Source organism: Pseudomonas viciae (genome assembly GCF_004786035.1).
Lineage (GTDB): Bacteria > Pseudomonadota > Gammaproteobacteria > Pseudomonadales > Pseudomonadaceae > Aquipseudomonas > Aquipseudomonas viciae.
Map to the genome: position 1 here is coordinate 692,840 of NZ_CP035088.1, position 21,213 is coordinate 714,052.

Annotated in this window: 13 protein-coding genes; 8 read left to right on the forward strand and 5 right to left on the reverse strand. The window is 61.6% G+C overall.

Annotated features, from left to right (window positions below; translation table 11 throughout):
* Nucleotides 1-137 precede the first annotated feature (137 nt).
* Genes EPZ47_RS03100 through cbiE form a run of 3 tightly spaced genes read right to left on the reverse strand, consistent with a single transcriptional unit; the run spans nucleotide 138 to nucleotide 3,158 of the window.
* On the reverse strand, nucleotides 138-860 hold the full coding sequence (locus tag EPZ47_RS03100) for a cobalt-precorrin-6A reductase (RefSeq protein ID WP_135843485.1): 723 nt from the start codon (nucleotides 858-860) through the stop codon (nucleotides 138-140).
* The gene (locus tag EPZ47_RS03105) at nucleotides 857-1,954 is read right to left on the reverse strand and encodes a cobalt-precorrin-5B (C(1))-methyltransferase (RefSeq protein WP_135843486.1); all 1,098 of its coding nucleotides are present in this window, start codon (nucleotides 1,952-1,954) and stop codon (nucleotides 857-859) included. Before EPZ47_RS03105 ends, EPZ47_RS03100 begins: the two co-directional genes overlap by 4 nt.
* Nucleotides 1,947-3,158: a precorrin-6y C5,15-methyltransferase (decarboxylating) subunit CbiE gene (gene cbiE, locus EPZ47_RS03110; RefSeq protein WP_135843487.1), complete on the reverse strand. Its 1,212-nt coding sequence runs from the start codon at nucleotides 3,156-3,158 to the stop codon at nucleotides 1,947-1,949. Before cbiE ends, EPZ47_RS03105 begins: the two co-directional genes overlap by 8 nt.
* Nucleotides 3,159-3,439: 281 nt before the next feature.
* Here cbiE and cobG point away from each other — a divergent pair, with 281 nt between their 5' ends.
* The 5 genes from cobG to EPZ47_RS03135 all read left to right on the forward strand — a co-directional run bounded on the left by cobG (nucleotide 3,440) and on the right by EPZ47_RS03135 (nucleotide 15,227).
* Nucleotides 3,440-4,759 carry a precorrin-3B synthase gene (gene cobG / locus EPZ47_RS03115; RefSeq protein ID WP_135843488.1) on the forward strand — a complete coding sequence of 440 codons (1,320 nt, stop codon included), beginning with the start codon at nucleotides 3,440-3,442 and terminating at the stop codon, nucleotides 4,757-4,759.
* Complete coding sequence (locus tag EPZ47_RS03120; RefSeq protein ID WP_047227378.1) at nucleotides 4,752-5,378, forward strand: precorrin-8X methylmutase; 627 nt, start codon at nucleotides 4,752-4,754, stop codon at nucleotides 5,376-5,378. Before cobG ends, EPZ47_RS03120 begins: the two co-directional genes overlap by 8 nt.
* Entirely contained in the window at nucleotides 5,378-6,109 is a 732-nt protein-coding gene (locus EPZ47_RS03125; protein ID WP_135847941.1) for a precorrin-2 C(20)-methyltransferase, read from the forward strand. Before EPZ47_RS03120 ends, EPZ47_RS03125 begins: the two co-directional genes overlap by 1 nt.
* The gene (gene cobJ / locus EPZ47_RS03130) at nucleotides 6,109-7,800 is read left to right on the forward strand and encodes a precorrin-3B C(17)-methyltransferase (protein WP_135843489.1); all 1,692 of its coding nucleotides are present in this window, start codon (nucleotides 6,109-6,111) and stop codon (nucleotides 7,798-7,800) included. The genes EPZ47_RS03125 and cobJ overlap by 1 nt, the downstream gene beginning before the upstream one ends.
* A 356-nt stretch (nucleotides 7,801-8,156) precedes the next feature.
* Nucleotides 8,157-15,227 (forward strand): TcdA/TcdB pore-forming domain-containing protein, encoded by a 7,071-nt coding sequence (locus EPZ47_RS03135; protein WP_135843490.1) that lies wholly within the window; start codon nucleotides 8,157-8,159, stop codon nucleotides 15,225-15,227.
* Here the strand turns inward: EPZ47_RS03135 and EPZ47_RS03140 are convergent, their stop codons facing one another.
* Nucleotides 15,228-15,824, reverse strand: coding sequence for a MarC family protein (locus EPZ47_RS03140; RefSeq protein WP_003186248.1), 597 nt, complete (start codon nucleotides 15,822-15,824; stop codon nucleotides 15,228-15,230).
* A 252-nt stretch (nucleotides 15,825-16,076) separates the two neighbouring features.
* Between EPZ47_RS03140 and EPZ47_RS03145 the strand changes: the two genes are divergently transcribed.
* The 3 genes from EPZ47_RS03145 to EPZ47_RS03155 all read left to right on the forward strand — a co-directional run bounded on the left by EPZ47_RS03145 (nucleotide 16,077) and on the right by EPZ47_RS03155 (nucleotide 18,321).
* A complete protein-coding gene (locus EPZ47_RS03145) occupies nucleotides 16,077-16,886 on the forward strand; it encodes a hypothetical protein (RefSeq protein ID WP_135843491.1) in 810 nt (269 codons plus the stop codon).
* Nucleotides 16,887-16,948: 62 nt separating this feature from the next.
* The gene (locus EPZ47_RS03150) at nucleotides 16,949-17,674 is read left to right on the forward strand and encodes a hypothetical protein (RefSeq protein WP_135843492.1); all 726 of its coding nucleotides are present in this window, start codon (nucleotides 16,949-16,951) and stop codon (nucleotides 17,672-17,674) included.
* Complete coding sequence (locus tag EPZ47_RS03155) at nucleotides 17,671-18,321, forward strand: hypothetical protein (RefSeq protein ID WP_238346702.1); 651 nt, start codon at nucleotides 17,671-17,673, stop codon at nucleotides 18,319-18,321. Before EPZ47_RS03150 ends, EPZ47_RS03155 begins: the two co-directional genes overlap by 4 nt.
* Before the next feature lie 38 nt (nucleotides 18,322-18,359).
* On the opposite strand, the gene EPZ47_RS03160 is transcribed toward EPZ47_RS03155, so the two are convergent.
* Nucleotides 18,360-21,137 (reverse strand): hybrid sensor histidine kinase/response regulator, encoded by a 2,778-nt coding sequence (locus tag EPZ47_RS03160; protein ID WP_135843493.1) that lies wholly within the window; start codon nucleotides 21,135-21,137, stop codon nucleotides 18,360-18,362.
* Nucleotides 21,138-21,213: the final 76 nt, after the last annotated feature.

The following is a 21,213-nucleotide window of genomic DNA, read 5'->3' on the forward strand; positions in this document are numbered from 1 at the left end:
ACGAAGCGGTCCTCAATCCTGATACAGCGTTTGACAGGGGAATGGCATCTGCTGTTTTGGGGCTGCTGCGCAGCCCAGCGGGAGCAAGCTCCCTCGCCACGGGGTGGGCTAAACGATTTTGATCAAACCAAAGACCGTCAGCGCAGATGTTGTAAACCCTGCAGTACCTCATCCACAGTCCCAAACTCCCTGTCCACCCTTGGTAACTCTGGTCGCTGCAAAATAAACACCGGCAACCCACGTTCCCGAGCCACCTCCAGCTTCGGCTCAGTGGCGGTACTCCCGCTGTTCTTGCTAACCAGCACATCAATCCGCCGCTGTTCAAACAGTTCACGCTCGCCCTCAATATGAAACGGTCCACGGGCACCAATGACTTCGCAGCGCTCATTTCCGGGGTAAACGTCCAGGGCACGCAGGGTCCAGAATTGCTCTGGCGGGATTTCGTGCAGGTGTTGCAGGGGTTCGCGACCGAGGGTGAACAGCGGGCGGTGGAAGGGTTGCAGGGCCTGGATCAGTTCGGCCCAGTCGGCCACTTCGCGCCAGTCATCGCCGGCCTGGGGTTGCCATGCCGGACGGCGCAGGGCCCAGCAGGGAATGCTGCAGGCGCGCGCTGCCTGGGCGGCGTTGTGGCTGATTTGCGCGGCGTAGGGGTGGGTGGCGTCCAGCAGCAGGTCGATGCCTTCGGCGCGGATGAATTGCGCCAGCCCTTCGGCGCCGCCGTAGCCGCCGACGCGCACCTGGCAGGTCAGGTCGGTGGGGATACGGCCAATGCCGGCCAGGCTGTAGATATGCTGGGGCCCGAGGGTGCGGGCGATGGCCAGGGCTTCGGTGACGCCGCCCAGTAGCAGGATGCGTTTCATTGCAAGGCTCCTGCGTGGCCAACGATGCCGCCCTGGCGGTCGATGGCGAAGACTTCAACCTGGACCTGGGCCGGCACCACGCTGCGAGCGAAGGCCAGCGCATGCTCACACACCGCGTCGCCAAGGGCGATGCCGGCGGCGCTGGCCATTGCCAGGGCTTGCTGGCTGGTGTTGGCTTGGCGGATGCCTTGCTGCAACGCCTCATCGGCACCGATGGCGGCCGCCCATTCGGCCAGTTGTGGCAGGTCGATGCTCGAATGACGGCTGTGCAGGTCCATGTGGCCAGCGGCGAGTTTGCTGATTTTGCCGAAGCCGCCGCAGAGGCTGAGTTTTTCCACCGGCACCTTGCGCACATGTTTGAGCACAGCGCCGACGAAGTCGCCCATTTCGATCAGGGCGATTTCCGGCAGGTTGTAGACCCGGCGCATGGTGTCTTCGCTGGCATTGCCGGTGCAGGCGGCGATGTGCAGGTAGCCGTTGGTTTTCGCCACGTCGATGCCCTGGTGGATCGAGGCAATGTAGGCCGCGCAGGAGAACGGCCGGACGATGCCGCTGGTGCCGAGAATCGACAGGCCGCCGAGAATTCCCAGGCGTGGATTCATGGTTTTCAGCGCCAGGGCTTCGCCGCCCTCGACGTTGATCGTGACTTCGAAACCGCCGGCATAACCGCTGTCTTCGGCCAGCCGCCCAAGGTGATCGTTGATCATTTTGCGCGGCACCGGGTTGATCGCCGGTTCACCGACATCCAGCACCAGTCCTGGTCGCGTCACCGTGCCGACGCCGCGACCGGCAATGAAGCGCACCCCGGCTTCGGCGATCAAGCGTACCTGGGAAAACAGCAGGGCGCCGTGGGTCACGTCCGGGTCGTCGCCAGCGTCCTTGATCGTCCCGGCTTCGGCGCCCTGTTCGGTCAGCCGGCAGAACTCCAGGCGCATCTGCACCTGCTTGCCCTTGGGCAGCACGATCTCCACGGCATCGGCGTGGATGCCGCACAGCAGCAAGCGGGCCGCCGCCAGGCTGGTGGCGGTGGCGCAACTGCCGGTGGTCAGGCCGCTGCGCAGGGGCGCGGGTTGTTCGGCGGTTTCGTCACGCATCGAGGGGTTTGACCAGGTCGAGCAAGGTGATTGGTAATGCCTGGCGCCAGGTATCGAACTCGCCCAGTGGCTGGGCTTGGGCGATGTGGATCCGGGTCAGTTCGCCTCCGTGACGTTCGCGCCAGTTCATGAGCGTCATCTCGCTTTGCAGGGTCACCGCGTTGGCCACGAGCCGGCCGCCGGGCTTGAGCTGCTCCCAGCAGGTGTCGAGTACGCCTTCGCGGGTGACACCGCCACCGATGAACACCGCGTCTGGACGCTCCAGGTTATCCAGCGCCTGCGGGGCTTTCCCGCGAATCAGTTGCAGGCCGGGCACGCCAAGGGCGTCGCGGTTGCGTTCGATCAGCGCTTGGCGGCCTTCGTCGGCCTCGATGGCCAGGGCCCGGCAACTGGGGTGGGTGCGCATCCATTCGATGCCGATGGAGCCGCTGCCGGCGCCGACATCCCAGAGCAGTTCACCGGGCGTCGGGGCGAGGCGGGCGAGGGTGATGGCGCGTACGTCGCGCTTGGTCAACTGGCCGTCATGTTCAAAGGCCGCGTCCGGCAAACCGGGCAGGCGCGACAGGCGCAACGCCGAGGGTTCGGCGCGGCATTCGAGGGCGATCAGGTTCAGGTCGGCGACGGCTGGGTCGGACCAGTGTGCCGCGCAGTTGTCGGTCCGCCGTTCTGCCGCACCGCCGAGGTGTTCCAGCACGGTCATGGGGCTGGGGCCGAACCCGCGTTCGCGCAGTAATGCCGCCACGGCGGCAGGGCTGTGGCGGTCATTGCTCAGTAGCAACAGCCTGACGCCGGTGGATAAATGGACATTGAGGGCCGCCAGGGGGCGCGCCACCAGTGACAGCGTGACCACGTCCTGCAAGGGCCAACCCATGCGCGCCGCCGCCAGCGAGCAGGAGGAGGGTGTCGGGACGACCAGCATCTCATCGCTCGGTACCTGTTTGGCCAGGCTGGCGCCCACGCCGTAGAACATTGGATCGCCGCTGGCCAGTACGCACACCGACTCGCCCCGTCGCGCCAGCAGAGGTTCCAGGGAGAACGGGCTGGGCCACAGCTCCCGTTCGCCACGGATACACACCGGCAACAGCGCCAGTTGCCGGTCGCTGCCGACAATGTGTGACGCCCGCAGCAAGGCATGGCGAGCCGTTCGGCCCAGGCCCTTGAAGCCGTCTTCACCGATGCCCACTACGGTCAGCCAGGGTGTCATCTGTGTTCCTCGAATAGATCTGTTGATCGACGGGTCTGTTTCACCCGCGAACCGGGCCGCCATCATACCGCGCCCTGGCTGATCAGGCGCCTGGCGCAACATCATCGTCACAGCCAGGCCGCCATCGCGAGCAAGCCCGCTCCCACAATTTGAGTGGGGTTGTTCACAGGTTTTGTGCCCGGCCCTAATAATCCGACCGGCAAGCTTTTCATGACCCCCGGCAAAGCAGGCATAATGGCGGTCCTTCGCCGTCATGGCGTGCCTTATCTCCCGGTCTGCCCTTGAACGAACGTCCATCCTCCAACGTCATCCGCCCCTCGGGTTGCCCGGGGTTGCTGCGGGTTGTCCAGGCGTTGGACGGTGGGATCTGCCGGATCAAGCTCGATGGCGGTTCCATCCAGGCGGATCAGGCCGAAGCCGTGGCGTCGGCGGCCGAGCGGTTTGCCGGGGGTGTGATCGAAGCGACCAACCGTGGCAACCTGCAAGTGCGCGGCATCGGCCTCGAACACGCTGCGTTGATCGAACAATTGCTGGCCGCCGGGCTTGGGCCCCGGACCCCGGCTGGCGATGACGTGCGCAATCTGATGCTCAGCCCCTCGGCCGGGATCGACCGGCAGATGCTGTTCGACACCCGCCCGTTGGCCACGCAGATCCTCTTCAGCCTGCAAACCCATGAACGCTTCCATGAGCTGTCGGCCAAGTTCGCCGTGCAGTTGGACGGCGGTGAAGCCATGGCGATGCTCGAACATCATCACGACTTGTGGTTATCGGCCCTTGTCCGCGACGGCGAGCCTTGGCTGGCCTTCGGCTTGGCCGGCGCCCCGCTGGATGAGCCGGCAGGCAGAGTGCCCTTGGCCCTGGGGCATGCCCTGGTGGTGGCGGTGCTGGAATTGTTTCTCGACCTGGCCCGCCCGGACCAGATCCGCATGCGCCACCTGCTGGCTGAAATCCCCCCGGATGAATTCATGAGCCAGTTGGCCCGCCGCGTGCCGCTGCAAGCTTGTCTCGATTGGCGGCGGGACGTGTCCATCGACGGACTGCACCTCGGCATCCATCCGCAGCACGACGAGCGGGTCTACGTTGGTGCGGCGGCGCCGCTTGGGCGGCTCGATACGCACATGCTGCGGGGGGCGGGGCAGTTGGCGCGGGAGAAGGGCGACGGCAGCCTGCGCTTCACCCCTTGGCAAAGCCTGCTGCTGCCCAACGTGCGTCGCGCGAAGGCCGAGCAAGTGTTGGCGGGGCTCGAGGGATTGGGCCTGTTGTGCTCGGTCGATCAACCCCTGGCGCAACTCATTGCTTGCACCGGCTCCAGTGGCTGCGGCAAAGCCCTGGCCGATACCAAGGCCGATGCCCGCCGACTGGCCGAGCTGCTGCAACGCCAGGGTCATGCCCTGAAGGTCCATCTATCGGGTTGCCCGCGTTCCTGCGCGGCGGCTCATATCGCGCCTGCCACCTTGCTGGCGGTCGCCCCCGGTCGTTACGACCTGTATTTTCGCGATGCCACGCTGCCGGGTTTCGGCGCGTTGCAGGCACACAATCTGACTATTGAAGCGCTCGGCCACTGGCTCGACGCTCGCCCCCGGAGCCCCCTTGATGCTTGATTACATCCGCGACGGTCAGGAGATCTATCGCAACTCCTTCGCGATCATTCGCGCCGAGGCCAACCTGGCGCGCATTCCGGCCGACCTGGAAAAACTCGCGGTGCGAGTGATCCACGCTTGCGGCATGGTCGAGGCCGTCGATGGCCTGCAGTTTTCCGAAGGCGCGGGCACGGCGGGGCGCCAGGCGTTGGCCGCGGGTGCGCCGATCCTGTGCGATGCGCGGATGGTGTCCGAAGGCGTGACCCGGGCTCGGCTGCCGGCGAACAACCCGGTGATCTGCACCTTGCGCGACGAGAGCGTGCCGGCGTTGGCCCTTGAACTGGGCAACACCCGTTCGGCCGCCGCTCTGGAATTGTGGCGTCCGCACCTGGAAGGCAGCGTCGTGGTCATCGGCAACGCGCCGACCGCGCTTTTTTATCTGCTGGAAATGCTCGACGCTGGCGCGCCGAAACCGGCGCTGATCCTCGGCTTTCCGGTGGGCTTTGTCGGCGCCGCTGAATCCAAGGCGATGCTGGCTGCCAACAGCCGTGGCGTGCCGTTCGTGATCATGCAAGGCCGCCTCGGCGGCAGCGCCATGGCCGCCGCGGCCGTCAATGCCCTCGCCACGGAGATTGAATGATGCAGCAGCCTGGACGTCTGATTGGCCTCGGCGTGGGCCCCGGTGACCCGGAACTGATTACCGTCAAGGCCCTGCGCCTGCTGCGCGAGTCGCCGGTGGTGGCGTACTTCGTCGCCAAGGGCAAGAAGGGCAATGCCTTCGGCATCATCGAGGGGCATTTGCAGGAGGCGCAGACCTTGCTGCCGCTGGTCTACCCGGTCACCACCGAAGCCCTGCCGGCGCCGTTGTCCTATGAGCAAGTGATCGCCGATTTCTACGACACCGCCGCCGAACAGTTGGCCGTGCACTTGGATGCCGGGCGCGACGTGGCGGTGATCTGCGAGGGCGATCCGTTCTTCTACGGCTCCTACATGTACCTGCACGATCGCCTGGCCGAGCGCTATGACGCCGAAGTCATTCCCGGCGTGTGCTCGATGCTCGGTGGCGCCTCGGTGCTCGGTGCGCCGCTGGTCTATCGCAACCAGAGCCTGTCGGTGCTCTCCGGTGTTCTGCCCCATGAAGAACTCAAGCGGCGTTTGGCCGATGCCGATGCGGCGGTGATCATGAAACTGGGGCGCAATTTCCCCAAGGTTCGCCAGGTGCTCCAGGAACTGGGCCTGGACGGGCGCGCGCTGTACGTCGAACGGGCGACCATGGCCAACCAGAAAATCGTCCCGCTGGATGACGTCGAGCCGATGTCCTCGCCGTACTTCTCGCTGATCATCGTGCCGGGCGAACGGTGGCAAGGCTGATGACATCCAAGACAGCGGCCATCGTCATCCTCGGCCCGGGCAGCCTCGCCACCGCCCGGCGGATCCAGCAGCGCTACCCTGATGCCCTGATTCACGGCCTGAGCGGACGGGTCGAGGGCGCGGATCGTTCATACCTCGAATTCGGCGCGACGTTGCGTGAGCTCTACCAACAGGACACGCCGATCATCGCCTTGTGCGCGGCCGGCATCGTCATCCGCACCCTGGCGCCGCTGCTGCTGGAAAAAGGCGTCGAGCCGCCGGTGCTGGCGGTGGCCGAGGATGGCAGCGCCGTGGTCCCGCTGCTGGGCGGCCTGGGCGGGGTGAATGTCATGGCCCGGGAAATCGCCGCCGCGCTGCAAGTCGCCCCGGCGATCACCACCAGCGGCGAATTGCGTTTTGGCACTTGCCTGCTCAATCCGCCGAGTGGCTACAGCCTCGGCGACCTGGAGCAAGGCAAGCGTTTTGTCTCCGATCTGCTGGCCGGTGAATCGGTGCGCATCGAAGGCGCCGCGCCGTGGCTGGATCAGGCGCAGTTGCCTGAGGATATACAGGCACGGCTGGCGATCCGTATCGACAGTGCTGCGGGAACACCAGCGGCGGATGAGCTGCGGATTTATCCGCGCAATGTGCTGGTGGCGTTGAGTGCAGGGGCGTCGGCGGACATTGGCACGATCCTGGAGGAGGCCGGCCTCGCGCCGCAGTCGCTGGCGTGCCTGTTGGCGGCGGACAGCGACATGGCCCGTCCTGAGTTGCACGAAATGGCTTCGACCTTGGGTGTGCCGCTGCGTTTTGCCGCAGCCAATAGCAACCTCGAAACGTGGTTGAGCGACGTCCTCGGCCAACCGGCATCGCTACAGGTCATGGGCAGTCATGCCATCGCCGTGACCGAGCAACCCCTCGATCCGCAGCAGATCGGTCGCCCGCGCGGGCGCCTGGCCGTGATCGGCCTCGGCCCGGGCGCTGCGGAGTTGATGGTGCCGGCGGTGCGCGCCGAACTCGACCGTGCCACCGATGTACTGGGCTATGAAACCTATGTGCGCATGGCCGGGCCCTTCCGGGGCGATCAGGTGCAGCACTGCACCGACAACCGCGAAGAAATGCAGCGGGCCCGACACGCCTTTGAACTGGCGGCCCAGGGGCGGTCAGTGGTTGTGGTGTCGTCCGGCGACCCGGGCGTGTTCGCCATGGCTGCCGCCGTCCTGGAAGCATTGCATGAGTCGACGGATGCCCATTGGCACAACGTCGATTTGCAGATCCTGCCGGGTGTCTCCGCCTCCCTGGCCACCGCCGCCCAAGCCGGTGCTCCGCTGGGTCATGACTTCTGCGTGATGTCGCTGTCGGACAATCTCAAGCCCTGGTCGATCATCGAGAAGCGTCTCGACCTGGCGGCCGAAGCCGACCTGGCCCTGGCCTTCTACAACCCGATCTCCCGCTCCCGACCTTGGCAGTTGGGCCGGGCGCTGGAGATCGTCGGGCAACATCGCACGGCGCAAACGCCTGTGGTGCTGGGGCGCGATATCGGTCGCCCGGGCCAGACGTTGCGTGTCACCACGCTGGGGGCGTTGACCCCGGATCAGGTGGACATGCGCACCATGGTGTTGATCGGCTCCTCCACCACGTGCGTATTCCCTCGCGCCCAGGGTGGCGACTGGGTGTACACACCGCGATGGTATGGCAACAAACCTCTCTGAGGAAACCGGTGGCCCGCTCGGGCTGCCGTCACCTGAGTCCGTAACGCTCTGGTATCTGTACGGGCAGTCTGTTCGGTCATTTTTTATATGGAAAATATATAAGTATCTTTCCAGTACCCCAATTGTCGAGTTGTGAGGAAACAAACTTGCAGTTGTTGTGGCTGGAAACTTATTGAATTCCTTGTTAGTTGAGTAGTGACCGAATGGCCGTTATGTTCTTGTCTGCCTTGTTGGGACGAGCTGCCACCTGAGTGGATCTTCATCGCTTGGCCAGGCAGCCGATTCTCAAAGGTCTATCAGCGCATGGATGCGTGAAGTTTATTTTTGTCTCTCTACAATAAATGGAAGTGTTGTATATGAGTGAATCCAAGTTCTCATCGACGGACAGTTACGTCGATTTTGTGGGTTTATTGAAACTCAAGGATCTTGAACAGGCATTAATTTCCCACAAGGGCTCCGATCAATATGATGCGGTGCTCCGGTATTACTTCGGTTGTATCGCCTTGTTGGATTCGCCGCGCATGTTGGAGCCGCTGGGGCTGCTCAAGCAAGCGGTGGGCGCTTTGCGGGGCAGTAGCCGACCGCGTCGTGCGACAGGGCCGTTGAGTTCGGAGGGCGCCGGGACAGTGGATCTGGCGCAAACGTACAACAAGATCGAAGGGTTCGAAACGCGTCTGCACAACAGTGTTGAGCAATTGAAAATGCCCGCCACCGAGGTGCCGAAAAATCTGCACTTTGTCTGGCTCGGCGGCGGTGTCGGGGCGATTCAGCGTGACTACATCAATGTCTGGAAACAGGTGATGGGCGCAGAGGGTTATCGCCTCAGCTTCTGGTATGACAGCGACGCGCTGTTGGCCCATGAAACCAACCGGATCATTGTCGAAGCCGCCAAGGCCGATGCCATGCTCAATGGCGGGCAGGCCAGCAGCGATGCGTTGGCGTTGGGCGACCGTTACGAAGAGCGCGTCATTGTGCTGAAGCAGCAGATGTACGCGCATATCCAAAAGGCCGTGGAAAACGGCGGCAGCGCCGATGACGCGAGAATCGATCTGCTGGTTCGGGCCTATGGGCAGGATAAGGTGCGGCTGAAGGCCCTGATGAACGAAAACCGTCTCAGCTTGAGGGCCTTGGCTGGGGACGGCCTGACACTGCGCGACGTTGCCATCGGTGAAGCACCCTTGAATTTGCGGGATATCTACGAACGCGAGATCAGCCTGCGCGGGATGTTGGCGGGGGGCTCCGATATCGTGCGGATCGAAGCCTTGCTCGCCGAGGGTGGCAGCTATGTCGATATCGATCACCTGCCGCCCTTGTTGGACAAACTGGGCGAGGTGGACATTCGCGGGTTCAAGACCGACGCACGCCTGGGCGTGCTGCAGTTGCTGCTCGATCAAAATCCCGAATGGATGCCAGGCCGTCAGGCCTTGCGCGGCCAGTATACGGATTATTCCAGCGCAATCCCGGCCGAGCATCGCGATGCACTCGAGCGTTTCGCGAAAAGCCGACCCGAGTTGAAACGCGTTTTCTGCCCGCCAGCGGAGCGCCTGGCTCGCCCGTACGAGCTGCGAGCCGTGACCGTACGAAACTCGTTGAGCAACGCCTTCCTGATGGCCCACCCAGGGGCGGCAATGCTCAACAGCGTGCTCGCGCGTTTCAGGCGCAATTATGCAATCGTCGATACCACCGCGCGCCTGGCAGATGAACAGAACGTGGCCCTCACCGATGTCGAGGCCATGAGCGGTCTGGCGCGGCAGGCCGCGACGCAGGTTTTCGGCGCGTTCCATGAGCTGCCGCCGGAAGTGGAAATGGGCGCGGCTTTCCTGGTCGAGGCGGCCGCCACTTACTACAGCGACGGCATCCGTCCCCAGAGTGAAGGGACGATCTATCTGACTGGCCCCGGCGCCATGCGTGAGGGGGTGGCGCACTACCTGAGCACGCACCTTACGCCGCGAACCGCTGAGCAGTGGCGAGAGGGGGCTGCCATTGCCGCCATCGGCACTGTCAACGGCGCCACCGAGGAGGAGCAGGATCACTCCTGGAAAGAGAACCAGAGTGACACCCGGCAATGGCTCAGCGATGAGATAAAACGCTGGCAAGAGGGCCGGTTCAAGGCGCGTTATGCGGGTGAGATGGCTGAGCTGCTCAAATACCGCACTCTCCAATTCGATGATGGCTGGCCGGTGATCGAAGGGCGGTATGTGCTGTCCACCGACCTGTTGCAGCACCTGGCCGATGAGCTGGGTGAGCCGTTCAAGCAGAGCATGAATCGTAGCCATGACGGCGTGGTGACGTTCGACAAGGCCATACCGCTGGGCTTTGATGAGCGCCAGGCGATCCTCGCCCGAAGCGCCGACGTGTTGCCGCCTGCTTCGTTGGGTGATGCGCAGACGCGGCAGTTGTCCATCGCCGAGCTCTTGAAGCAACTGGCCGAGGGGCGGTTCGAAATCGCGCAATTGAGCCCCCTGCAACGCTTGCTGCTGGGCGCCTTGATCGGTGCGAAGAGCTTGGATAATCGCAGCTTCGACGCGGTTCGCCCGCAGTTGGATAACCTGGCCAACAACCTTGCCACTCACGGCACCGCTGGCCGCTACGCGACGATCGAACAGGCCTTGTATCAGCGTAAGGCCCCCGCCTTCCTGGCCGGGCTTGCCAGTGCCACCGATGACCCGCCAGGGCATGACGAAACCGCCTTGGGGCTGAAGAAAGCGGCGCTGGAACAGCCTTTGACGTTGCGCCAATGGGGCCGGCAGGTAGCCCGCATCCGGCAGGTGGCGCAGCTGGAGTACCGTGTTCGGATCGTGGAGCGCCTGGGTAGCGTCCTGGACGATTTCGAAGCGGACACGATCAAGCTCGTGCCCCAGGATTTACTGCTCCAGGGCGAAGGCGACAGGATCGGCGGACGTTGTTATCCCCTGGCCCTGGCAATGGCGGCTGCCTTGACCGAGGGCAAGGCGGCGGTCAACACCCTGCGCGAGCGTTTCTACCTGGGAGTTATCGAGCCAGGGTCCAGCGATTCGGCGACTCTTGTGCAGTGCGTGGAGTCATTGCGCGATGTGCAGATCGGCGATGTCGGCAGTGCGCTGGCGCGCTCGGATCTGAATGCGGTCGTGGACATTCTGCAAGCCAGGACAGCCACCAGTACGCTGATGCTCAACTCTGACAATCACGCCATGCTGGTGGCCAAGACCCTGGAGGGCGAACGCAGCACTTTTCATTTCTACGATCCGAATTTTGGGCTATTCGAATTCGAGGATTCGACTCGGTTCAGGCAGGCGTTGGAGCAGTTCTTCCTCCAGCAGAAGATGGCCAGTCATTACGCGGCGTATGGCGATGCGGCTCGCCCGATGTTCGACCTGATCGAACTGGACGGCGCGCGGGTGTCACGAGTGACGTTGGCGGGGGCCATCCAGGTCTCGAAACTGCTGCAGCCCGGCGCGTTGCCCGGCCAAGTGCAACGTCCTGTCCGGCAGCGGTTGATCAACGCTCGTGGGCAGTCGCTGCAGAGCAATCCGCGACTGGGTAATTGCCTGCTGGCGCTGGATGGTCACTGGTGGGGCCAGCAGATTGAACATGTGACGAGCGGCCTCCAGCAGAAAAATCAGTTGGCCCCCCACCTTGTGCCGTTGTTCGAAACCCTGGAGGTCCTGTCGAACGGATCGTACCGGATAAGCCTGATCGATCCTGGGAATCCGGAACACCTGGTGCGGGCCGTCACGGACGACCATCGACTCCTGCGGATAAAGAACTACCTCTCGGAACGTTTTTCAGCCTTGGCCAATAGATCCTCCGTCGTGAACGATCCGACCGAGGTCGGCAGCGTTCACACCCTGAACGCCGGCTTCGCCATACAAGCGCTGATGAACGCCTTACGGGGCCGAGAGGGGCCTGAGCGGCCATTGAGCCTGGCGGTCCGCTTGCATGCCTATGTCAATTACGCGCAATTGGTGCATGGCAACGTGGCCGAAATCGCCGGCCTGGTCGGCCTGGTTCGACAGGCACTGGCCCAGGAGAAACTGATTGCCCGTACCGTCGCGCCAGTGGTCAAGGCGGCAGTGGGAAGCAGCGTGAGCGAAGCGACCGGGGGATTGCTGCAATTGGCGAATGTCGGATTCGACATCTATCAGTTGTCGGCTGCACAAACCGAAGTCGAGCGCGCTCAGTTCGCTACCCAACTGGCGTTCGACTCGGCCAGCCTGATGTTGTCGGTGGGTGCCTACGCCGTCGGTGCCACCACCGCTGGAGCATTGCTGGGCGGTGCTGCCGTGATGCTGGGCGGGTTGGCGGTGGGAGTGGCGGCACTGGCCCAAGGTTTTGCCACCATTGCCGAAGAAGCCAAGCAGGTCGGGCTGTTTTTCGATGAGGTGGCAACCGCCCATCTCCAGCCCTATCGCCCTGATGCCAGCGGTGGTGCATGGCTGCCGCGTTCGTCGCTGATCGTTCATACACTGGACCTGACCCGCGCCGAGCTGATGCTGGACAGCCCCAAACTGTATCCGTTGCGCGATCATTTCGGGGTGCCTACCTTTGATGACGATTACGAGCGGGCGATCGATGTCCGTCGGTATCTGAATCTACCGGGGCGAGCCAAATTCGCGCCGCCCGCGGGTTCAGTCATCGTCCTGCCCTGCACACCGCAAACCTGTTATCGCTACGAGTACAAGGCATTACCCTTCGCCAGACTGCGCCATGACACCGGGTTCGACACGGCGCGGCGCCTGGAGAAAAAGACCGCGCAGGGAGGATGGCTGTTTCTGTTTTCCTTCTACTCGTTCCCCAGTGACTACATCCTTTATCGCCTGGTCCCGGATTATCGACCGACAGCGATCAAGGTGTTGCTCGATGGCATCGATCGCTCTCTGGTGGTGCCCGTGCTGCCACCGGATTGGCACGGAAAAATCACCTATGAGATCCAGGGTGCCGGCAAGCGCTGTGCATTGGTGCTCCATCCCGGCGTGAGCCTGACCCTCGATACGACGCGTCCGTTGAACTCGAGTTGGGTGTTGGACGCCCCTTGGGCCCAGGAGAGTGATATCCGGATCGAGCGTTACGCAAGACTGTTCATCGGTGACGTTCAAGTGACGCTCAGTGGATCGGGGCGTCATGACGTGCTGCTGCGGATCAGCCAGGATCAAGTGTTCAAGATGGGGGCGGGCAAGCTCGTGGTTGTCGAGCAGGAGGTGCCTGCGAGCATGGATCGGCAGGCGTTGCAGGAGCACTTCCAGACCCTGGCCAGGCAGCACCGCCTGGTGATGCCGTATACACCGGTTCATCGTTACCTGGTGCCGTTCGAGAAGCCGGACGAACCCCGCTACGTCACGGCCTGGTATGACGCCAAGGACGACCGTTTCCTGTTCATGCGTGACGAGTTGCCGGGCGTCGATGAAGCGGTGCTGGGAGCGGTGGCGGGCGGTTCCTGCTATTTCTACGACCCGCAGAATCTGATCATCTGGCAAGCCGACGCGGTCACCGGGCTGCTGAGCCATCGCTATTGGTTGCGCAGCACAAGGAATGTGACTGCCATCATCCAGCGTGTCGAGGCGGATGCGCAGGGGGTGATTCATGTCGTACAGCAAATCACTCGCGAGGATCAGACCTACGATGTACTGGTGTATGTGATTCATGAGGGGCAATTGCTGCTCAGTTCAGTCACGCGCGATCTGGATCCAGCGTTGGAGTCCATTTTCAGCGCCAGCGAGACACTGGCCGACTGGTCGCAGGTCTTGGGCAGCGATTACCCCTTTGTCCCGTATGTTCGCAACGAGGACAGCTTTGCCACCGTCAATTGGCAACCGGCGCCCTTCGTTTCGGTCTGCTGGAAGAGTGAGGCGCAGTTACGGGACATGGCCTGGGTGCGCGACAGAGACGGCTTGATCATTCGTCCTTCGTCCAGACCCAACCAGCACCGTGGCTGGGCCGATTCGATCAAGAACATGACCGATCTGACGCTGCTCACGCTGGCCGACGACAGTGATATGTTCGTGGTTTATGACCGGCTCAGAAAGGAACTCTGTCGTAGGCAGCGAACCTTGGTCGCGGGCAAAGGGCAGTGGTCCAACAGATGGTTGCAGTCCGACAAGCTGGAGGATGTGATCGCTGTCGAGAGTGGATACGTGGCGCTGACATCCGATGGCCGGTTCTTCAACCTGACGAGCCTGGGCGATCTCGAGCTGGGCGGCGTGAACGAGGCATGGTTCAAGGATCGGGTGCATTGGTGGTTGGCGTTGGAGTCGCTGGCCCGGCAATACGCGAGCGAGTGCTTTGCCCTTATCGGTTTGAGCAACTTCAATGACGACGCCAAGTTGTGTGCCTGGTATGTCGGCAACAGGCTGTTGCTGGCTGAACTGGGGCACGCCAAGGAAGTACGCCTGCTCGGCGCCACCCCGGATGGCGAGGCGGCCTGGTTATTCGATGTTTCGAGTGGCGAAGTCTATCGCCAGGCTTTTATCGATCCACAGAAATTGGCGGCGATATTTGGCCAGGGCTCACGCGTGCTGCAGGCTGATGCATTGCCCCGCGCGGAACGTGAATGGGCGCCCTGGCAGTTTGTCGAGCTGAAGGCCGAAGGTGTGGGGCTGCGTGGCGTGACATTCGAGGGGGTGGTGCTCGCGTTACGCGACCAGGAGCCGGCGTTGATTACCGGTGTCACTCGTCAATGGGTGGTCGCACAGGATGGACGGGAGCAAGAGGGGCTCAGGCTATTGGCGGCCCAGCCGTTCCATAGCGCACTGCTGTCGGTGGAGGAGCCTGAGAGCCTGAAGTGGTTCGTCGCCAGGACCGGGCGTGTCATCCGGGTTCCCAGGGCCGCCATTCCGGAATCCTTCGCGTTATTGGGAACCCAGCGGCAGACCCAGGTATTACTTCATGAAAGCAAGAATGGACAGCTGCTGACCTTGCCCGGCACGGGGCAAATGGGACCACTCAGTTATGTCCAGCGTGAAGGCGAGGTGCTGGTTGTCGAGGGCCAGGAGGTGAAGATCGATGATCTCCTGGCGCTGATGCCGGACGATGTCACGACCCTGATCCTGCGCATGGGGCAAGGCGCGGTGAGTTACCGGCTGTCAAGAGCGGCCTGGCTGCGGGTCAAGTCGGTCATCCTCGACTGCCGACATTCACTGGGCAGCGCGGTGACAGTCCCCGGCAAATTGATCTGGGACCTGGATGAGCCTGACCCGTTGTTGCTCAGTCGCGTCCATGAACACCTGGTGATCATTGATCCGGACAGTGGGCACAGTGTGATTGTTCGCGAGGTGTATGCGGCAGATATCAACTTGCGCGGGGAAGTCCTGCTCAGTTTTGGCGGGAATCGGCATTATGCCGTTTCGACCCTGATAGAGCGGTTGGATGCCTTGCCGGATGTCCAGGGCGGCGTCACGCTCAAGGCGTTGTCGAACGTGTCGTCTGTGGTGGAAACCAATGAGGTGGGTTGATTACGGCACCAGATAGCCCTTGACCCCGGTAAAGATGATCTGCGCCGCCAGCGCGCAGACAAATAGCCCCATCAGGCGACTGACGATCTGCAAGCCCTGGTCGCCCAGAATCCTCTCGATGCGGCTGGACAGGTACAGCACCACGCCGACGGTGAAGCTGGCCAGGGCGATGCTGATGATGGCCATGAGCTTATCGTCCCAGTGCGGTTGGCTCACGCCCATCACCAGCAGGGCGCCGATGGTGCCGGGGCCGACGGTCAATGGAATGGTCAGCGGGACGATGGTCACGTCCTGCTGCACGTTGTCGGTCTGGACCGCCGACTTGCCTTGGGCCATGCCCAGTGCCGAAATGAACAGCACGCTGCCGGCGCCGATACGGAACGCGTCCACGGTGATGCCGAACACGCTGAAAATCACCCGCCCGAACAAGTACAGCAATACGCTGGACACCAGCGTCGCGGTCGCGACCTTCCAGGCCAGGCGGCGTTGTTCCTTGCGTGAATAGCCGCGAGTCAGGCCGATAAAACACGACAACACGAAGAAGGGGCTGTAGAGCACCAACATCTTCAGGTAAACGCTGAACAGCACATGGAGCATGGTCGAGGCTCACGACGAATGAAATTGGCGTGGAGTTTATCAGGCGCCGGGGTGCCTGTCGGCTTACCGTGAGCGTTTTAAGTGCAGAAAAACTTCTCTTTATTGTGGCGATGTTGTTTCAGGAGGGCAGGGGGTTTTTAGTGTCGCAGGTATTATGTGTGGTTACAGTTTTGCGCTTGTTGTTCGGGGCTGGATTACGTCATTTTGTGCTTGGGATCCATGGAGGATCTTAATTGAATAAGGGAACTATGTATGAGCGCTAACTTTGATTCAGTTGTAACGTTGACGGATCGTCTTGATCGCCTGAGTAATTATGATGTCACGTCGGACAATGTTGTTGTTTCTTCGCGTGCCGCCAAGGTGGGTTTAGTTGGGTTTAATGAGACTGTCGAAAAACCCGACCGTGCTTCCATTGTCGGGGACAGTATCCTGGCATTTGTATCGGGCATGACGGAGCAGAATCAAGCGGATATTCAGCACTCCTATCTGTTTGCATCGTTAGTGGCTAACAGGCAGTACCCGCGGGACGAACAGGGTAAAGAGTGGTATCAACTATTTCTTAACGTCATGCAGGATTGCGGCTGGACTATTCTGCAACGGTATTACGACACGGTTGCGGCTTCCGGCAAGAGCTTCCAAATGGATCAACTGGTGTTGAAAATTCTGGGTTCGGCCGTGGCCGCAGCTACTGTTCCCGGCCCAACCTCAATGCTGATGCTTAAAGTGGCCGGTGATGCAATAGCTGCGCTGCAAACCGGTGGTAAACCGCTTCGGGTTTTTGATCAGAACATCAGAGACTCCGGTGCGGGAGGATTTGGTGTGGCGGCCTGCCACGAAACTCCGGACGGCGAAGTTATTCTGGCCCTGGGCGCCGTGCGCTTCATCAATCGGACCAATCAGACCAAAGTTCTGTTTGTGGACTGGGACAGCGGTTCGGTCGATCTGTATCGCGGCGAATGCCATATGACCATGGTACCGGCAGTTATTAATCGTACCCGAGCCACGATCATTGCCAGGTTGGGTGATCGTGCGCAGAAAAGAATCGAAGAGTACGAGATCTGATCTCTTGTGAACTTTTGGCGACTACACAGTAGTCGCCATCCATTGGCGAAGCAGGTGATGATATGAAAGATCAGTATTCGGTTTTTATTAATGCCGGGGCTGTTGTCTTGCTGGCAAACGATATGCTGGAACAGGAAAGGCGTGATGTACTGAGTTCGGTGCTATTTGCGCAGCTGGTCGCCAACAAGAAATATCCAGCTCTTTCGCAGCCGGGTGAATGGTATGGTGCCTATCGGGAAGTTCTACAGAACGGTTGGTTGCAGAGGGCTGTAGCGTGGGACAGATTTACACTTAATGCCTCAGAAAAATGCAACATAATTGCCTGGGTGGAAAAACAACTGGAGGCGCATGTTGATCGAACTATTGTGACGGACGTCACTCGCCTATTGAATCGCGTCGCTCAATTGTCTTGCACCCTGCCGGCCATTGATCTATTGCGCGAGCATGTTCAGGGGCCTAGACAGCCGGAGCCTGCCAAAACAACCGTTGAAAGAGGTTACAGGGTCAGGCTGCAAGTCATTCTGGCGCAGCCAGGTCCTGTGCTGAACAGTGTCTGCGTCGACTTTGAAGCCGGGCAGGTGACTTCCAATCCTCTTGGGGCACTCTTCTCCACCGATCAAGTACTGGGCAATATTCAGCTGAGGTGTTTCCAGGCGAATTTGTCAGATGCGCTCTATGCGCCCCTGCGCGATGCGATTGTCAAAAAACTGGGGGGTAAGGCGACCGAGAATATTTTTGATATTTCTGACGCTGTTGAGCATCAGGTGTCGGGGGCTGTGTCTTTATGAATGACATGGGCCGCAGTGACGTACCGAGGGCTGCCGTCGTGGGCGGGAGTATCGTGTCATTTGATGAGAGGCTGTCCCTCCAGGACCGAGAAGATATCTACCTGAGCAACCTGTACGCGCAATTGGCAACACGTTCGGCATACAGGGACGGCCTGGTAGGCAACTGGTTCGACTACTACAAGAATAAGCTCAGGTATTTGGGATGGGATTCGGCGCGTCCTGTCAGGCCCGAGCAGGCTGGACAGGGATTAATGGCCGATAGCGTTTCACGGCAAATATCCCAGTCGTTTGGCGGGAGTTTTTCACGGCAGGCGAGTCACGCCTTAGGAGCCCTGGAGCGTAATCCCGAGGCCCTTGAGGTGTTCGAAAGAACAAGCCTGCTGCGTGATACGGGATTCTTCCAGGTGATTCCTTGTACGTCCAAGTCCTCCGGAAAAATAGAGATAGGCCTCTATCACAAACAGTTCCGCACCCGCAGAACGGTCTCCGGATTTCTGTTTTGGCCAATAGAGGAAGTGGTGGAAAGCAGCCAGGAAGAAATGGCAGTCGTTACATTTAGCACGCTGCATTACGCAACCTTCAGAGCAAAAGTTGCAGCCGCTGTGATCGCTGAAACCAACCGCCATTTGCACGCATTGGAACTTTAAGCCGCGTGGCGGCGCGCCGTTGACCGTCCTGTCGCCACTTAGGACGTGTGCGCCGCTGACCTGTTCTGTTGATCGCGCTGGGCCACCCAGTGCTCGATCAGCTCGCGCAGTTGCGACAACTCCACCGGCTTGGCCATGTGTCCATCCATCCCGGCCTGACGCGCACGTTCCTTGTGTTCGGCGAGGATGTGCGCCGTGAGCGCCACCACCGGGGTGCGGGTCCGCTGGTTGCCCACTTCCCAGGCGCGCAGTTGCTGGGTGGCGGAAAAACCGTCGAGCACTGGCATTTCGCAGTCCATCAAGACCAGGTCGTAGCGCTGCTCCTTCATGGCCTTGAGGGCTTCTTCGCCATTGCTGGCGGTGTCGGGTTGCAGGTTGAGCTTGCCGAGCATGCCGCGGATGACCTTGGTGGAAATGCTGTTGTCCTCGGCCACCAGGATGCGGAAGTCGCTGGGTACCTTCACCGGGGTAACCGGGCCCGCGTTCACCGGCACGTTCTGCGCCTGGCCTTTGTTGCGCTGGTTCAGCTCGTCCGCCAGGGTGGTCTTGAGGGTGTAGCCGGCCACTGGTTTGGCGAGAATGCGCTTGACCCCGCTGTTGCGCGCGACAATCTTGCTCGGCGCGTTGCTGATGCCGGTGAGCATGATCAACAGGATGTCGTGGTTCAGGCTCGGGTCTTCCTTGATCTTGGCCGCCAGTTGCATGCCGGTCATGCCGGGCATGTTCTGGTCCAATAGCACCACGTCGAAATAGTCCCGCAAGTGAGCCTTGGTGCGCAGCAGCGCCAGGGCTTCCTTGCCCGACGGCACCGCGCTGACATTCAGGCCCCAGGCGCTGCACTGCTGCACCAGCACCTTGCGACAGGTGTCGTTGTCGTCGACGATCAGCACGCGCGCCCCTTGCAGCGGGCTATCGAGGTCGGAGGTCGGATGTTCAAGGCGATCCGGGTCCAGCGGCAACGTCAGCCATAAGGTGCTGCCCTGGCTGCTGCCGCTTTTGATGCCGAATTCCCCGTGCATCAATATGATCAGCTGGCGGGCAATGACCAGGCCCAGGTTGCCGCCCAGGCGCGTGGCCGAGAGGAAATTCTTGCTGTGCAGCTCGGCATGCATCAGCGTGTCGCGCTCTTCGGCGTCCATCGGCGATCCGCTGTCCTGCACGGCAATGCGCAGGCGCGGCTGATTGCTGCGCTCGTCGAGGGCCACGACGATCAACACCTCGCCCTCGTCGGTTTTTTTCAAGGCGTTTTCCAGCAGGCTCAGCAGTGCCTGGCGCAGGCGCGTCGGATCGCCGCTGATGACCCGTGGTACTTGGGGTTGGATGAAGCTGATCAGCTCGACATTCTGCTGTTCTGCCTTGGCGCGGAAGATGCTCAGGCAGTCCTCGATCAGGGCATTGAGGTCGAACTGCACATCATCGAGTTCGATCTGCCCGGATTCGAGTCGGGAAATGTCGAGGATCTCGTTGATCAACGTCAGCAGTTCATTGCCGGCGCTGTGGATCGTCTGCACGTAGTCACGCTGCTTGACCGACAGGGGGGTGCCCAGCAGCAGTTCGGTCATGCCCAGCACCCCGTTCATCGGGGTGCGGATCTCGTGGCTGATCTTGGCCAGGAACTCGGCCTTGGCATTGATCTCGGCATTGCTGGCCGCCAGGTCGCGACTGATGCTGAAACGGCTCTCGTTGATGGAACGCTGGCGTTCACCCAGGGCGACACTCATCAACAGGCCGCTGATGCAGATAAATACCAGCAGCGTGACGATCAGCCCCTGGGGAGGGACTTCCGTGAGCCCTTGCAGGGCCGGCAGGGTGATCAGCGTACCGAGGTTGAAAACCACCATCGCCGCGACAAACAGCCGTGCCGGGCGGTAACCCTTTTGCCAATGCCAGGCGCTGACGAACAGCATGCTCAGGCCAGCCAGGGCCACCAGGGCATAGGTCATGATATTGAGCGGCAGGGTGTTGACGAACAACAGCAGCAAGCTGCACAGCATGACGAACACAATGTCCCCCAGCAGCAGCCGGTTCAACGGATGCGGTCCCAGGGGCGCGAAGAAACGGTAGGCGAACATCAGGCCGCAGGGCGCGGTCAGCAGCAGGGCCAGGTAGGCCCCGGGGGTCTGGATCGCGGGCCAGTCAGGCAGCCAGGGCCCCGCCAGGTTCAGCAGCAGCACCAGGCTCAGCATCAGCAGCCCTTCACAGGCCGCCAGCCACAGGCAACTGCGTGAACGGGTATAGGCGTAGCGGGTGAGGTTGTGCAGGATCAGCATGGCGATGCAGCCGAACAACAACCCATAGATCAGCGTCTGGTTCTGATTCGCCGCCGCCAGTACCGCCGGTTGCAGCGTGACGTAGGGGCGCAGTTCGTGCCGGGACGCCAGTCGCAGGTAGACGTCCAGCGGTTTATCGCTGTGGGGCAGCGCCAGCATGAAATCGCTGGTGGGCACGGGGAGTTCGGTACGTGGCAGGGTATCGCCGCTGACTTGTTGGTCAATCAGGGCGTCGCCGTCCAGCACATAGAGATTCAGGCGAGACAGGTCGGGCGCGAAGATGCGCAGTATTTGTTCATGCCTGTCGGGGGCCAGCCGGAAGCGCAGCCACAGTGCGCCGCCAGGCTCGGCGGCCCTGAGGCGGTCGAGGTCGATGGGGCTGAATTGATTGGTGTAGCGGGCAGAGCGGATGTCGCTCAGCTTCAGGTCGCCCTGTTCGTCGAGCAATACCGCCCAGCCACTACCGGGCGCGGCCTGTGCGGGGAACATACAGAGCAGCGTCAGCAGGGTGACGGTTAAGCCTATGGCAATCCTGAGCCAGCGCACGGCGAAATCCCTTCGTAGGTTGATGCCAGATTATAACTATGCGCGGCGCCCGAGTAGACAGGCAAGGGCCATAGAC